Genomic DNA, 14,085 nt, shown 5'->3' with positions numbered 1-14,085 from the left:
TCGACGCGCCGCTGTGCGGCGCAAAGGAGGAACAGTGAACCGAGAATTCGTCGAAGCCTTAACTCAGGTCGCGGTCGAGCGCGGCGTCACCGCCGACGAGCTCATCGCCGCCTTCGAGTACGCCCTGCGGCAGGCCTACCTGCGCCAGCGGGGTTACAAGCAGAAAGAGGTCGAGGAGGGGCTAGGCCCCGTCGTGGAGGTGCAGCTCGACCCGCAGACCGGCGAGCTGGACGTGCTCGAGATCCGCACCGTGGTCGAGAAGGTGGAGAACCCCGACCGCGAGATCTCCCTCGCCGACGCCCTCACCTACGACCCCGACGTGCAGGTGGGCGAGGAGATGGAGTTCCCCGTCGAACGCGAGGAATTCACCCGCATCGCCGTGCTCGCCGCCAAGCAGGTGCTCACCCAGCGCCTCAAGGAGGCCGAGCGCAACCGCGTGCACACGGAGTACAAGGACAAGGAGGGCGAGGTCATCACCGGCACCGTGGCCCGCGTGGACAACCGCGGCAGCGTCTACGTGGACCTGGGGCGCGGCGAGGCCCTCATGCCCATCAAGGAGCAGATCCCCTCCGAGCGCTACCACCCCGGCCAGCGCGTGAAGGTCTACCTCAAGCAGGTGCAGCGCGGCTCGAAGGGCGCCAGCCTGATCGTCAGCCGCGCCAGCGAGGAGTTGCTGCGCTACCTGCTGCGCCAGGAGGTGCCCGAGATCGCCGAGGGCATCGTGGAGGTCAAGGCCGTCGCCCGCGAGCCCGGCAGCCGCTCGAAGGTCGCGGTGATGAGCCACAACCCCAACGTGGACCCCATCGGGGCGTGCATCGGGCACAAGGGCCAGCGCATCCAGGCGGTGAGCTCGGAGCTCGGCCGCGAGCGCGTGGACATCATCCAGTGGTCGCCCAACGTGCGCGAGTTCATCCGCAACGCCCTCTCCCCCGCCCAGGTGGGCAACATCGAGGTCGATACCGAGGGCAAGCGCGCGCGGGTGGTGGTCTCGAAGGACCAGCACTCCCTGGCCATCGGCAAGGCCGGCCAGAACGTGCGCCTCGCCAGCAAGCTCACCGGCTTCGAGATCGACTTCGAGGAGGCCGAGGAGATCACCGACCTCGACGCGGCCATCCTGCGCGCGAGCGAGAAGGAAGAGAAGGAGCGCGTCAGCCAGGAGGCCAAGAACCGCTTCGAGAGCCTGTTCGCCGACTCGGACGAGTGAGAATGCCGAACGCCCGACGCCGAACGCCCAACGCCAGCAGGCCGTACGTCCTACGGCGTACGCAAAACGCAATACGCAGGACGCAAACCGTTGGTGGTTTCTGGCGTCTGGCGTCTGGCGTTTGGCGTTTGGCGTTCGGCAGATTTTGGCTACCGGCTACCGGCTATCGACGGGGTACCGCGTGAAACCCAAGCACGTCCCCGAGCGTATGTGCGTGGCCTGCCGCAGGCGCAGGCCCAAGCGGGAGCTGCTGCGCGTCGTGCTCACCCCCGAGGGCCCGGTGATCGACCCGAGCGGCAAGAAGCCCGGGCGCGGGGCCTACGTCTGCCCCGACCAGCCCGAGTGCTGGGCGGAGAAGAAGCTGCGGCGCTTCGCCGGGGCGGGGGCGGCGACGCTCTCGCAGGCGCTGAGCGCGCTGCTGGCGGCCGCGCCCGAAAACCCCTCGTGAGAACCATTGTTGGAGGTGCCAATGGCTAAAGTACGCATTTACCAGCTCGCCAAAGAGCTGGGCATGACCAACGAGGAACTGCTGGAGATCCTCGACAACATGGGCGTGGAGTACAAGTCCCACGCCTCGACCCTCGAGGACGAGACCGCCGCCGCCGTCAAGGAGCTCATCGGCGAGCAGCGCCTGGCCGAGGAGGCCAAGAAGGCCGAGGAGGCCCGCAAAGCCATCCCCCACCGCGCGCCGGTGGTGGTGATCATGGGCCACGTGGACCACGGCAAGACCAGCCTGCTCGACTACCTGCGCAAGAGCCGCATCGCCGAGAAGGAGGCGGGCGGCATCACCCAGCACGTCGGCGCCTTCGAGGTCAAGGTGGCGTCCTCGAGCGGCACCGCCGGCACCGTCGTCTTCATCGACACCCCGGGCCACGAGGCCTTCACCAGCATCCGCGAGCGCGGGGCCAAGGTGGCCGACATCGCCATCATCGTCATCGCCGCCGACGACGGCGTGATGCCCCAGACCCGCGAGGCCATCGCCCACGCCAAGGCCGCCGGGGCCAAGCTGATCTTCGCGGCCAACAAGATGGACCTGCCCCAGGCCAACCTCGACAAGGTCTACCAGGACCTCATGCGCGAGGGCATCGTGCCGGTGGCCTACGGCGGCGACGCCGAGGTGCTGCCCATCTCGGCCAGGACCGGCCAGGGCGTGCAGGACCTGCTCGAGACCATCCTGATCACGGCCGAGCTCGAGGACCTGCGCGCCGACCCCAACGCCGAGGCCGTGGGCGTGGTGATCGAGTCGCGCGTGGACAAGCAGGCCGGGGTGCTCGCCAGCCTGCTGGTGCAGCAGGGCACGCTGCGGGTGGGCGACTACGTGGTGGCCGGGGAGCACTGGGGCAAGATCCGGGCCATGACCGACTCCGAGGGCGCCCGGCGCAACCAGACCGGCCCCTCCACCGCCGTGCAGGTGCTGGGCTTCTCCGAGCTGCCCTCGGCCGGGACCACCTTCGAGTGGGTGCCCGACCAGGTCGCGGCCAAGGAGATCACCGAGGAGCGGCGCCTCGAGCGCGAGGCCCGCGCCGCCGCCCCCGAGGTCAACCGCCCGCGCAACATCGCCGACCTGCTGCGCCAGATGCAGGGCAGCGAGCAGAAGGAGATCAACCTCATCCTGCGCACCGACACCCAGGGCTCGCTCGAGGCCATCCAGCAGATCCTGGCCCGCGAGCAGAACGAGGAGGTCAAGATCAACCTGTTGCTGGCCGCGGTGGGCGCGCCGTCGGAGTCCGACGTGCTGCTGGCCTCGACCGCCAGCGGGGCGATCCTGTCCTTCGGCGTGGCCCCGGCGGGCTCGGTGAAGAAGATGGCCGAGCAGAAGGGCGTGCCGCTGCAGAGCTTCCGCATCATCTACGAGCTCATCGACGAGGTGCGCAAGATGGTGCGCGGCCAGCGCGAGCCGGTGTACAAGGAGGAGATCCTGGGCCAGGCCGAGGTGCGCGCAGTGTTCAAGCTCTCCAGCGGCGTGGTGGCGGGCTGCATGGTCACCAGCGGCAAGATCACCCGCAGCGCCGACATCCGGGTGCTGCGCAAGAAGCAGGAGGTCTGGAAGGGCAAGATCCACGCGCTCAAGCGCTTCAAGGACGACGTGCGCGAGGTGGCCCAGGGCTTCGAGTGCGGCATCACCCTCGAGGGCTTCACCGACTTCCAGGAAGGCGACGTCCTCGAGGCCAGCCAGCAGGTCGAGGTGGTGCAGGACTGATAGCCGATCCGGTCAGTTTGGCGCCGGACGGCGCCAAACTGAGAGGGCCGAAGGGAGTGCTCTGGGATTCAAAAAGATAGCCCCCGGGGTCTTTGGTTTGGGCGATTATCTTTTTGAATCCGGTATGACGCCCCGTGCGTCGTGAGGGGAGGGGAACATGAGCGACCGGGCGCTCACGGTGGTGCTGCTGGCCGTCCCGCTGCTGCTGATCGCGGGGCTGGTGGCGAGCCTTTCCACCGCCTGGAACCGCTGGCAGGCACTGCAAAACGCCTTCGAACGGGAGGTACTGCTGCGGGTGGTCACGCCCGACCCCTCCCCCGACGCCCTCGAGCGCACCCGCCGGGTGGTGCAGGAGCGGCTCAAGGCCTACGGCGCCCGCCGCTCGCGCGTGCAGGTGCAGACCCCGCCCCGCCTGCGGGTGCAGGCCTCGGGCCTGAGCGAGGACAACTACCGCCGCTTTCTGCGCAGCGTGACCCAGGTGAGCCGCCTGGAGTTCCGGCTGGTCAAGCCCGGCGCCAAGGGCCTCACCGTGAGCGAGCTGCGCGAGGCCCAGGCCGCCAACCCCAAGCTCGGCGAGAAGAACCTGATGCCGCCGAGCGCCCTCGAGCCCGCCGCCCTCACCAACGCCGACCTCGAGCGGGCCGAGGCCGTCTCCGACAGCGACGGCACCCCGCGCGTCCGGCTCACCTTCACCCCCGAGGGCGGGCGCAAGCTCGAGCAGCTCACCGGGGCCAACCGGGGACGGCGGCTGGCCATCGTGCTCGACGACAAGGTCTACACCGCCCCGCGCATCGGCGGCCCGATCAGCGGCGGGGTGGCGGTGGTGTCGGCCTCGAGCGCGGCCGAGGCCAAGGGCCTCGCCGACAAGCTCCAGGCGGCGGCCGTCCCGCTGCGGCTGGCGGTGGAGAACCCCAAACCCTAGCGCCCGCCCACTGCGGCGGGCCGAGGCGATAAGATTGACGAACATGACCGGACGCTGGGGACAAGGCTGGATCAGTTGGGCGATCCTGGGGGTGCTCCTCCTGGGGCCCGACCCCCTCATCCTGCCCGCCCCCCCGGCCAAGGCCACCGTCGCCAACTGGTCGAGCAACCCCGGGCCGCAGTTCCAGGAGAAGGCCAACCCCGGGGGCTGGCCGGGCTGGCTGCCCTTCCTGCTGCCCCGCAACGAGCGCTTCCGGCTGGCCCGGGCGCGGCTGGGCCCTCCCCAGCCGCGCCTGCCCCGTCCGCGCGGGCGCGGGCGGCTGTTCCTGCTCTACGGGCGGCTGCAGCTCGAGGGCTGCTGAGCCCCGCCGCCCGGCACAGGGTCTCCTCGAGCCGCGCGTGCTCCCGGAGCCCTCGCCGGGCGTGTGGACCCGCCCGCGAGAACCGTCCCCGTCATCCCCGGGCGCTTTCGCGCGAGCCCCGAAACTCAGGAACGAAGCCTCACGGCCTTTTGGCGTCCCCGACGCCTCGGAAGGAGCACTGAAGCATGCGACCCCAACCCATGCGGCCTGGCTACCAGCCGCGCACCCCTACCCCGCAGACCAACCCCTTGTGGACCGGCCTGTTCCTGCTGCTGGTCCTCGTCGCCGCCGTCGTCGGCATCTGGAAGCCCTGGGTCCCCGCCAGCGAGCCGCGGGTCAACCTGGGCCTCGACCTCCAGGGCGGCCTGCGCATCACCCTCAAGACCGAGACCCCCAACCCCAGCCAGGAGGACCTCGACACCGCCCGCACCGTGCTTGAGAACCGCGTCAACGCGCTGGGCGTGGCCGAGCCGTTGGTGACGGTGCAGGGCAACGACCGGGTGGTGCTCGAGCTGCCCGGCCTCAAGCAGAGCGACCAGGAGAAGGCCATCCGGCTCATCGGCCAGACGGCCAAGCTCGAGTTCCGCATCGTCAACCAGGGCGCCAGCGGCACCACGGTGGCCGAGATCAACGAGCAGATCCGCGCCAACCCCGGCCTCAAGCGCTCCGACCTCGAGCAGAGCCTCATCAAGCTCAGCGACCTCGGCGAGCCGCTGCTCTCCGGCGCCGACCTCGCCAGCGCCCGCGCGAGCTTCGAGCCCGGCACCGGCCGCCCGGTGGTCGAGCTCTCCTTCAAGCCCGAAGGCGCCCAGAAGTTCGCCGACGTCACCCGCCAGAACGTGGGCAAGCGCCTGGCGATCGTGCTCGACGACAAGGTCTACACCGCGCCCAACATCAACCAGGCCATCACCGGCGGCAACGCCATCATCACCGGGCTCTCCGGGCTCGAGGAGGCCTCCGACATCGCGCTGGTGCTGCGCTCGGGCGCGCTGCCGGTCAAGCTCAACATCGCCGAGACCCGCGCCATCGGCCCCACGCTGGGCCAGGACGCCATCGCCTCGGGCATCCGCGCCGCCGTCGTGGGCGCGGTGCTGATCTTCGTGCTGCTGTTCGCCTACTACGGCTTCTGGATGGGCCTGGTGGCCGCGCTGGGCCTGATCTACACCTCCGTCCTCATCCTCGCCATCTTCACCAGCCTGGGCGTGACCCTCACCCTGCCGGGCATCGCGGCGCTGATCATGACGCTGGGCGCCGCCGTAGACGGCAACGTGCTCTCCTTCGAGCGCATCAAGGAGGAGCTCAAGAACGGCAAGCGCTTCCGCCAGGCCATCCCCGGCGGCTTCTCGCACTCCATCGTCACCATCCTCGACGTCAACATCTGCCACCTGCTGGCCGCCGCCGCGCTCTACCAGTACTCCACCGGCCCCGTGAAGGGCTTCGCGGTCTCGCTGGCGGTGGGCGTGGTGGCCTCGGTGTTCTCCAACCTGATCTTCAGCCGCTACCTGCTCGAGCGCATCGCCGCCATCCGCGAGGTGCGCCCGCCCTACTGGCTGTGGGGCACCAAGATCGACTTCATGAAGCCCTCGCGCTACGTGACGCTGGCGAGCCTGGTCCTCGCCGCCATCGGCGGGGGGATCGTGCTGACGAAGGGCTTCAACTTCGGCATCGACTTCACCGGGGGCACCGCCTTCACGGTGCGGGTGTCCGAGAGCGTGAACTCCGAGCAGATCCGCTCCTTCCTCGACGGCACCGGCATCGAGGGGGCGGGCGGGGCCGAGGCCATCGTCACCAGCCTCTCCTCCACCGGCGGCGGCCGCGAGTTCTCGGTGCGGGTCAAGCAGCTCAGCGAGGAGAACCGCATCGCGCTCGAGCGCGCCTTCGGCGAGAAGCTGCAGGCCCAGGTGCTCCAGTCGGAGACGGTGGGCCCGGCCATCGGCTCCGAGCTGCGCCGCAACACCATCTGGGCGGTGCTGGTGGGGCTGGGCCTGATCCTGGTCTACGTGGCGATCCGCTTCGACTGGGTCTTCGGCGTCGCCAGCCTCGTCGCCGTGGCCCACGACATCGCCATCGTGGCCGGGATGTACAGCCTCTTCGGGCTCGAGTTCACCATCCCCACGGTGGCCGCCTTGCTCACCATCATCGGCTTCTCGCTCAACGACTCGGTGATCATCTCCGACCGCATCCGCGAGAACCTCAAGCTCATGCGCGGCTACAGCTACTACGAGATCGTCAACACCTCCATCAACCAGACCCTCTCGCGCACCATCATGACCGCGCTCACCACCATGCTGCCCATCCTGGCGCTGCTGTTCCTGGGCGGCCCCGTGCTGCGCGACTTCTCGCTGGCGATCACGGTGGGCTTCGTGGTGGGCACCTACTCCTCGATCTACGTGGTCTCGGCGCTGGTGGTGTGGTACAAGACCCGCGAGGCGGCCCGCCGCAAGGTGGCTAAGGCGTAGGGTTGTCGATAACCGATAGCCGATGGCTAGGAAGGGGGGACTTCCCCCCTTCTTCTTTGCTCTACACTCGGCGTATGAACGAGACCCGCAATTCCAACCTGGTGATCGGCGCCGTGCTGGTGGCACTGGGCTTGCTATTCCTCGTGGGGCAGTGGTTCGATTTCGACGTCGGCAGCTTCGCCTGGCCGCTGTTCATCCTGGTTCCGGGCGTGCTGCTGCTGGCGGGGGCGCTGTTCGGCGGCAAGAACCTGCTGCCGCTGGCCATCCCCGGCAGCATCGTGAGCACGATCGGGCTGATCCTGTTTTTCCAGAACCTCACCGGCCGCTTCGAGACCTGGGCCTACGCCTGGGCGCTGATCCCCGCCGCCGTGGGCGTCGGGATGTTCCTGATGGGGAGCTGGGGCTCCGACGAGGCCAGCCGCCAGCGCGGCTGGAACCTCATCCTCACCGGCCTGGGCCTGTTCGTGGCCTTCGGCGTCTTCTTCGAGTTCTTCATCTTCGGCGGGGCACCGGGGCTGCGGGTCGTCGGGCCGCTGGTGCTGATCGCGCTGGGGGTGTACCTGCTGATGCGGCAGCGCAGGTAGCTTGTAGCCGGCGACCGAACGCTGAACGCCGGCGGGCAGGGGGCGCGCCCCCTGCCCCGTGCCTGAGGCGGAGACCGGAGGCCTACTTCTCCTGGGCCTTCAGCGGCAGCGGGGTCTCCTTCGGCGGAGGCTCGGCCTTGTCCGCCTCCTCGCCGTGCCCGACGCTGACGATGTTGTTCACGCTCTCCTCGGGCACCTCGGGGCGCTTGAAGAGCTCGAGGTAGACCTCCTCGTACAGCGCCTTGATGATGATGAGCAAGGGCACCGTGAGGAACACGCCCATGATGCCCTTCACCGACCCGAAGATCAGCACGCCCATCAGCAGCGAGGCGGGGTGCAGGTGCACGGTGCGGCCCAGGATCAGCGGGTTGGTGATGCTGGCGTCGATCTGCTGCACCACCACCAGCACCACGATGGCCCAGAAGGCCAGGTTCCAGGCCCCTTCGGCCCCCGCCACCAGCACCGGCAGGCTGATGCCCAGCCAGGGGCCCAGGAAGGGGATGGGGTTGGTGACGGCCGCCACCACCCCGAAGAGCACCGCGTTCTTGAAGCCCGCCAGCGCCAGCCCGATCCCCACCAGCAGCCCCACCACGGCCGAGGAGATCATGGTGCTGATGAGCCACATCCCCAGTTGGGAGCCGATGCGCACCAGGGTGCGCTCGACCACCGGGCGGCTCTGCGGGGGAACCCCGCTCAGCACGCCCTTGACCAGGGGGTCGGGGTTCATGAGCAGGAACAGCACCAGCGTCAGCAGCACCAGCGTCAGGGCGAGCAGGCCCACCACCGAGCTGGCGATGGCGTACAGCCGCCCCACCATGTCCCCGTCGAGGAAACGGGAGAAGTTGACCTCGGGCAGCCCCTGGCTGAGGGGGGCCAGCACCGGGTAGCGCTGGCCGAGGGTTCGCAGGCTCTCCTCGAAGCCCTCGATCAGCGTGGGCAGGCTCTCGGCGAAGCGGGTGCCCTGGGCCATCAGCAACGGCACCAGCACCGCGACCAGGCCCGCGAACAGCGCCAGCAGCCCGAGCACCACCAGCAGCGCCCCCAGCCGGCGGGGGACGCGGAAGCGGGCCTCCAGCCGCGCCACCAGCGGGTTGAGGCCCATCACCAGCACCACCGCCAGCAGGATGAACACCAACGGCGTCAGCACGGCCCCCGCGAACTCGATCACCAGCAGCAACCCGAAGACGAGGAGGATGGCGTTGAACAGCACCCGCTGCAGGGCTCGAGCCTCGAGCGTGAAGAACTCCCCGGGTCGGCGCTGCATAAGCTCAGCCCCGGCGGACATAGATCTTGGCGCTGGAGGCCGGGAAGGTGTCGGCGAGCTGGCCGCCGGCGGAGTCGATGTCGTAGCCGAAGGTCAGCTCGCGCCACCGCCCGTCGGGGAAGGGGATGGTGAGGGCCTTGTCCTCGTCGCGCAGGTTGGCCACCACCAGCACCTCCGCCTCGCCGTAGCCCCGGCGGTAGGCGATGACGCCGCCTTCTTGGTCGAGGTGTATGGGTTCCATTTCGGCTCCTTTGAGGGCGGGGGAGCCGTGGCGCAGGCGGGCCAGGAAGGCGTAGTGCTCCTTGAGCGCCCGGCCGTAGTCGGCCCCCAGCAGATCCCACTGCAGCGGGCGCACCTCCTGCTTGCGCGCGCGGTGCCCGCCGAACTCCTGCCCCTGGTAGAGCAGGGGGTTGCCGACGGCGGTGAAGAGCAGGGCGGCCCCCAGCTTGTTCTTGCGCAACGCCTTGTCGCCGGTGATGCCGTAGTCGCCCAGCACCCGCATGAGGGTGATCTCGTCGTGGGACTCGAGGAAGTGCACCACCCGCTCGGGGGCGGCGTAGCCGTGGTTGCGCGGGTCGAGGGCCTCGAGGGTCTTGCCGGGGTCGTAGCGGAACTCGCGCAGCTCGCCCTCGCACAGCGTGGCCACGACCTGCAGCTCGAAGCGCTGGTGCCAGGCCCCGTCGGCGGGGCCGTCGGGCCCGGCCACGGCCGGGTTCTCGGGCAGGTGCTCGGCCACGAGGTAGAAGGGCTTGCCGGCGGCGGCCTCCTTGGCGTGGCGGCGCAGGTCGTGGAGGATGTCGAAGTTGTCGATGACGTAGGCGGCGTCGAGGCGGTAGCCGTCGACGTGGTACTCGCGGACCCAGTAGGCCGCCACCTCGGCGGCGAACTTGCGGGCCGGGAAGAGGCCCAGCGTGTCGTCGAAGCGCTCGTAGTCGAGCTTGGGGCCGAAGTAGAGCTCGTCCTCGCGGGTGTCGCGGTACCAGTAGTAGAAGTCGATCTGGGTGAGGGGGGCCTTGTCGTCGGAGTGGTTGAAGACCATGTCGAGGATCACCCGCATGCCGCGCGCGTGGCACTCGTCGACGAGGCGCTTGAAGTCCTCGGGGGTGCCGTAGGCACTCTCCAGGGCGGTGAAGTGGCGCGGGGTGTAGCCCCAGGAGTTGCGGCCGGGGTAGGCCTTGACGGGCATGAGCTCGAGCGCGTTCACCCCCAGGTCGCGCAGGTAGTCGAGCTTCTCGAGGAGGCGGGCGAAGGTGCCGGGGGTCTTGCCGTCGTGGGTGAACTCGCCCACGTGCAGCTCGTAGATCACGAGCTCGTTGTCCTGGGGCAGCGGCACGTCGTCGTGCCGCCAGGCGTAGCCGGGGGCGGTGGTGACGTCGCGCCCGCCCTGCACGACGAGCAGGCTGGCGTCGTCGCTGGCCTCGTCCACGGCGCGGGCGAGCGGGTCGGCGACCTCGACGGTCGCGCCGTCCAGGAAGGGCGAGAGCGACTTCAGGCGGAACTTGTAGCAGTGCCGCCCGTCGGGCACCTCGACCTCGGCCCGCCAGGCGCCGCCCTCGCCCTTCTCCAAGGGAACGGGCCGCTCGAGCCACGAGCCGACGAGCTCGACCTTCTCGACGTGGGGAGCGAATAGCGTGAATTCCATAGCGTCCGACCTCCGCTGGCACCGTCGCGCCCGCTAAGGGGTGGCGAGGCCGCCCCCTTTCGGGTGTCCCTCCGACTCGCCCGGAGCCTCTTCGAGTGTGGGTAAACGCGCTGATGCGGCTCTGACAGGGTGCTGAAAGGGGGCTGAGGGGTGCTGCACAGCGAAGAGGGCGGGGTGCGGCCCCGCCCTCCGGGTTCATCCCTGCCCTCAGCGCCCCATGGCCCGGCGGGCCCGGTTGAGCCAGTAGCGGGCCTGCGCGTTGGCGGGCTCGAGGGTGAGCACCTGGCCGTAGGCCCGCTCGGCGGTCGCGTAGTCGCCCTGCTCGTAGGCGGTGCGGCCCAGCCAGTACCAGGCGCTGGCGAAGCCGGGGGCGCTCTGCACCGCCGCCTCGAAGAAGCGCCGGGCGGAGGCCCGGTCCCCGCGCTGGTGGCTGGACACCCCTTGCAAGTAGGCGTCGGCGGCCTGGAGGTTGTACTGCGCGGCCAGCTCGGCCCGGCGCAACTGGTAGCGGTCGGTGGGGCTGGCCTGCCCCGAGGCCGCGACCTCCCGCCACACCCGCAGCGCCTCGGCCGGGTTGCCCTGCTCGAGCTGCACCCGCGCCACCCAGCGCTTGGCCTCCAGCCAGTTGGGCGCGGCCTGGGCGGCGCGGTTGAAGTGCCCCAGCGCCTCGCCCGCCTTGCCCAGGGTGTAGGCCTCGTAACCCAGGTAGAACGCGCTCACCGCGTCGCGGCCGTAGTTGACGCTGCTTTGGCTGAGCTCGAGGAAGTAGCGGTTGGTGGCGTCGGGCTTGAGCTGCACGGCCCGCTGCCAGTTCTGGCGGGCGGCGGCGGTGTTGCCGCTCTCGAGGTGGATGCGGCCCATCCACTGGTAGGGCTGGGGGTCGTTGGGGGTGAGCTCGGCGGCGGCCTGGAACTTGGTGAGTGCGACGTCGAACTCCCCGCGCTGGTAGGCGGCGTAGCCCAGGTTGAGCTGCACCAGGCTGGCCTGCTGGCGCACCTTGGGGTCGTTGACCCCGGCGAGCTGGATGTAGCGGTTCCAGGCCTCCTCGGCCTTGATCCACCATTTGGTCTCGGTGTAGAGGTTGCCCAGCACCAGCCAGACCTCGGGGGCCTGGGGCTCGAGGGCCGCCGCTTCCTCGCCCTTGGCGATGGCCCGCTTCCACAAGTCGGCGTCGGGCGAGGGGGCGACGTTCTGCTGGCGGGCCTGCTGGGCGAGGGCCTGGGCCTCGTCGAGGAGTTGTCGGGTGGCCGGCTGGAGCGCCAGCGCCAGGCCGGTCAACAAGCTTACAGCGATGCTTAGCCACAGTTTCATGTGCACCTCCGTGGGGTCGGGCGCGCGACGCCTAGCCGTGAGGCTGGGTGACGGGGCCGGCGACCCCGGGCGTGCGGTGTGCCTCAGGCCCGCCCCGGCCGAAGCAGGTCATTGCACGGCGGTGTCGGCCGCCTGCTGCTGGGCCACGTCGAGCATGGCCGCCACCTGGGGGTTCTCCTCCCAGCGCAGCGAGGCCTCGAGGAAGGGGATGGCCTCGACCGCCAGGCCCCGGCTCAGCCGGATGTAGCCGATCTTGGCCGCGCTCAAGGCCGCCCACTGGCGCTCCTGATCGCCGAGCTGGGCCATCTGCTCGAGCTTGAGCCAGTTCTGGTAGGCCCTCCACCAGAACTGCGTGCGGGTGTAGAGCTCGGCCAGGGTGCGCAGGTAGGTGGGGTTGCTCGGCTCCGCGGCCACGGCGGCCTCGGCGTTGCGGATGGCCTGGTTCCACAGGATCTGGTCGTAGAAGTCGGTGACGTAGCGGGCGTCGGCCTCGACGGCCAGTCGCTGCGCCTCGGCGTGGTACTGCTCGGCGGTCATGGCCGGTTGCGGGGCCTGGGCGGGCTGGGCCGGTTGGGCGGGTTGGGTGGTTTGGGCGTAGGCACTGCCCAGCCACAGGCTGCTGGCCAGAAAAGCCGATGTCGTAAGGACTTTCAACGCTTTGTTCCGACGGGTCATACCTTGCCTCCTGTCCCACAAGGACAGATTTAGGTTGGGCACGAGGCTTGAAATTGGGCTGACCCCTGGCTGAGATTCGGCTGATGAGAAGCCCGATTTTCCCTCGACAGGAACGGGGCTTTTCTCAGCCTAGCCTCAGGGAAGCGACAGGGACTCATCAGTCGGCACGCCTAGCTTGGAGGCGTGAACTCGAGGCCGCTCGAGCCACAGCAGGACGCTGAAACCACACGAGGGGGGGTGAAAGAGTGTTGAGCTATGCCGTGCTATTCCTGGTGATCGCGCTCGTCGCCGGCGTACTGGGCTTCATCGGTCTGGCGGGACTTGCCGCCGACATCGCCAAGATTCTCTTCTTCATATTTTTGATCGCCTTCTTAATTAGCCTGGTCACCCGCAGACGCACACCGGTATAGCGCTCAACAAGTGAGAAAACACTGCTCTCGAGGGGCCGCCCGGCAGTCCGCACATCCCTGCCGGGCAGCGTTTTTTTTGCTCACGTGAAGCGCCGGAGGAAGCGGGCCACCGCCGGCCAGTACTCGGCGCGGTAGGGCGGGAAGCTCAGGGCCAGCGAGCCGTGCATGCCCGTGTCCCGGGGGACGAACTGCGTCTTGTCGCGCGAGGCCACCGCCGCGAGGATGCCGCGGACCGTGGGGCCCTCGAAGCGGGCGGAGGTGATGAAGACCGGCACCTGTACCCGGGCCGCGGCCTCGCGCACCGAGAAGGCGGGTGCCAGGTACTCCCCGGGCGAGAAGGCCAGCACCGCGCTCACCTCGGGGTGACGCGCCGCCAGCACGAACACCAGCGCGGCGGAATAGCTGCTGCCCCACAGCAGCAGCTTGCCGCGGTGGCCGGTGGCCTTGGCCCAGCGGAGGGCGGCCTCGAGGTCGGGCAGGGCTTCGGCGAAGGCGGCGGGGCGGCCCAGGCCGTCGCGGGTGCGGTTGGTGCGGTTCCACATGGTCCCGCCCGAGCGCTGGTCGATCGCCAGGCAGTTGAAGCCCATCCGCACGAGCTCGGGGGCGATGGCCTCGTACTCCCAGCGGTTGGAGCCCGACATGTGGAACAGCAGGATCAGGGGCCGCTGCTTGGAGGCGGCCGGGTAGTAGCTGCCGAACACCCTCACCCCGTCGGCCGCCCGGAAGTTCACCTCCTGCTGGGCCGACGCCAGCGGCACCAGCACGGCCCACACGAGGAGCAGCCAGGGTTTCATTGTTCCCTCTAGACCAGAGTCTAGCGCTTCGGGAGCTGGGTAGTTGTGGGGTGGGACGCGAATGGCGAGGTATTCCTTTATGCCGGTGGGGAGGGGTTGGTTTGCGGCGCGGTGGTTTGGCGGGGACCGCTCCGCCGTCGGGGGAGCGAGGGGGAGGCGATTCCACATCACCTCCCCCTCAGCTCCCCCGAGGGACTCCAGGTTACCGGCAAGGCCGGTATGGCCTGCGGCCACCCCCTCGCGGACATGCCGCCGGGCC

The 14,085-nt window shown here is 69.5% G+C and carries 13 protein-coding genes; 8 read left to right on the top strand and 5 right to left on the bottom strand.

Going from position 1 to position 14,085, the window contains the following annotated elements; translation table 11 throughout:
- The first annotated feature begins 34 nt into the window (after positions 1-34).
- The 7 genes from nusA (at position 35) to MEICH_RS0104695 (ending at position 7,730) form a co-directional block, all read left to right on the top strand.
- On the top strand, positions 35-1,204 hold the full coding sequence (gene nusA / locus MEICH_RS0104725) for a transcription termination factor NusA (protein ID WP_027891649.1): 1,170 nt from the start codon (positions 35-37) through the stop codon (positions 1,202-1,204).
- Between the two features lie 208 nt (positions 1,205-1,412).
- Positions 1,413-1,652 carry a YlxR family protein gene (locus tag MEICH_RS0104720; RefSeq protein WP_036218316.1) on the top strand — a complete coding sequence of 80 codons (240 nt, stop codon included), beginning with the start codon at positions 1,413-1,415 and terminating at the stop codon, positions 1,650-1,652.
- 21 nt (positions 1,653-1,673) lie between these two features.
- Positions 1,674-3,404: a translation initiation factor IF-2 gene (infB, locus tag MEICH_RS0104715; RefSeq protein ID WP_027891647.1), complete on the top strand. Its 1,731-nt coding sequence runs from the start codon at positions 1,674-1,676 to the stop codon at positions 3,402-3,404.
- Positions 3,405-3,561: 157 nt separating this feature from the next.
- Complete coding sequence (locus MEICH_RS0104710; protein ID WP_027891646.1) at positions 3,562-4,326, top strand: SecDF P1 head subdomain-containing protein; 765 nt, start codon at positions 3,562-3,564, stop codon at positions 4,324-4,326.
- A gap of 43 nt (positions 4,327-4,369) precedes the next feature.
- A complete protein-coding gene (locus MEICH_RS28415) occupies positions 4,370-4,687 on the top strand; it encodes a hypothetical protein (protein ID WP_027891645.1) in 318 nt (105 codons plus the stop codon).
- Positions 4,688-4,887: 200 nt separating this feature from the next.
- Positions 4,888-7,146: a protein translocase subunit SecD gene (gene secD / locus MEICH_RS0104700; RefSeq protein ID WP_051303913.1), complete on the top strand. Its 2,259-nt coding sequence runs from the start codon at positions 4,888-4,890 to the stop codon at positions 7,144-7,146.
- A 74-nt stretch (positions 7,147-7,220) separates the two neighbouring features.
- On the top strand, positions 7,221-7,730 hold the full coding sequence (locus tag MEICH_RS0104695) for a LiaF transmembrane domain-containing protein (RefSeq protein WP_027891643.1): 510 nt from the start codon (positions 7,221-7,223) through the stop codon (positions 7,728-7,730).
- Positions 7,731-7,812: 82 nt separating this feature from the next.
- Here the strand turns inward: MEICH_RS0104695 and MEICH_RS0104690 are convergent, their stop codons facing one another.
- The 4 genes from MEICH_RS0104690 to MEICH_RS23650 form a co-directional block, all read right to left on the bottom strand.
- Positions 7,813-8,994 carry an AI-2E family transporter gene (locus tag MEICH_RS0104690; protein WP_027891642.1) on the bottom strand — a complete coding sequence of 394 codons (1,182 nt, stop codon included), beginning with the start codon at positions 8,992-8,994 and terminating at the stop codon, positions 7,813-7,815.
- Positions 8,995-8,998: 4 nt separating this feature from the next.
- Positions 8,999-10,636, bottom strand: coding sequence for an alpha-amylase family glycosyl hydrolase (locus MEICH_RS0104685; protein WP_027891641.1), 1,638 nt, complete (start codon positions 10,634-10,636; stop codon positions 8,999-9,001).
- Positions 10,637-10,843: 207 nt separating this feature from the next.
- Positions 10,844-11,947 (bottom strand): tetratricopeptide repeat protein, encoded by a 1,104-nt coding sequence (locus MEICH_RS0104680; RefSeq protein WP_084542178.1) that lies wholly within the window; start codon positions 11,945-11,947, stop codon positions 10,844-10,846.
- Positions 11,948-12,055: 108 nt separating this feature from the next.
- Positions 12,056-12,622 carry a hypothetical protein gene (locus MEICH_RS23650; protein ID WP_157202611.1) on the bottom strand — a complete coding sequence of 189 codons (567 nt, stop codon included), beginning with the start codon at positions 12,620-12,622 and terminating at the stop codon, positions 12,056-12,058.
- Positions 12,623-12,882: 260 nt separating this feature from the next.
- Between MEICH_RS23650 and MEICH_RS27785 the strand changes: the two genes are divergently transcribed.
- On the top strand, positions 12,883-13,032 hold the full coding sequence (locus tag MEICH_RS27785; protein ID WP_420804461.1) for a DUF1328 domain-containing protein: 150 nt from the start codon (positions 12,883-12,885) through the stop codon (positions 13,030-13,032).
- 80 nt (positions 13,033-13,112) lie between these two features.
- On the opposite strand, the gene MEICH_RS23645 is transcribed toward MEICH_RS27785, so the two are convergent.
- Entirely contained in the window at positions 13,113-13,826 is a 714-nt protein-coding gene (locus MEICH_RS23645) for an alpha/beta hydrolase (protein WP_051303910.1), read from the bottom strand.
- Between the last annotated feature and the right edge of the window lie 259 nt (positions 13,827-14,085).

Origin of the sequence: Calidithermus chliarophilus DSM 9957, from assembly GCF_000430045.1 — a bacterium.
Lineage (GTDB): Bacteria > Deinococcota > Deinococci > Deinococcales > Thermaceae > Calidithermus > Calidithermus chliarophilus.
Note: the sequence above shows the minus strand (reverse complement) of the source record. Positions and strands in the feature narration are given on the sequence as shown.

Excerpts from the sequence above, each read along its gene's own strand:
- MEICH_RS0104720 (WP_036218316.1), top strand. The coding sequence starts at position 1,413 with ATGTGCGTGGCCTGCCGCAGGCGCAGGCCCAAGCGGGAGCTGCTGCGC.
- infB (WP_027891647.1), top strand. The coding sequence starts at position 1,674 with ATGGCTAAAGTACGCATTTACCAGCTCGCCAAAGAGCTGGGCATGACC.
- MEICH_RS0104710 (WP_027891646.1), top strand. The coding sequence starts at position 3,562 with ATGAGCGACCGGGCGCTCACGGTGGTGCTGCTGGCCGTCCCGCTGCTG.
- MEICH_RS28415 (WP_027891645.1), top strand. The coding sequence starts at position 4,370 with ATGACCGGACGCTGGGGACAAGGCTGGATCAGTTGGGCGATCCTGGGG.
- secD (WP_051303913.1), top strand. The coding sequence starts at position 4,888 with ATGCGGCCTGGCTACCAGCCGCGCACCCCTACCCCGCAGACCAACCCC.
- MEICH_RS0104695 (WP_027891643.1), top strand. The coding sequence starts at position 7,221 with ATGAACGAGACCCGCAATTCCAACCTGGTGATCGGCGCCGTGCTGGTG.
- MEICH_RS0104690 (WP_027891642.1), bottom strand. The coding sequence starts at position 8,994 with ATGCAGCGCCGACCCGGGGAGTTCTTCACGCTCGAGGCTCGAGCCCTG.
- MEICH_RS0104685 (WP_027891641.1), bottom strand. The coding sequence starts at position 10,636 with ATGGAATTCACGCTATTCGCTCCCCACGTCGAGAAGGTCGAGCTCGTC.
- MEICH_RS0104680 (WP_084542178.1), bottom strand. The coding sequence starts at position 11,947 with ATGAAACTGTGGCTAAGCATCGCTGTAAGCTTGTTGACCGGCCTGGCG.
- MEICH_RS23650 (WP_157202611.1), bottom strand. The coding sequence starts at position 12,622 with ATGACCCGTCGGAACAAAGCGTTGAAAGTCCTTACGACATCGGCTTTT.
- MEICH_RS23645 (WP_051303910.1), bottom strand. The coding sequence starts at position 13,826 with ATGAAACCCTGGCTGCTCCTCGTGTGGGCCGTGCTGGTGCCGCTGGCG.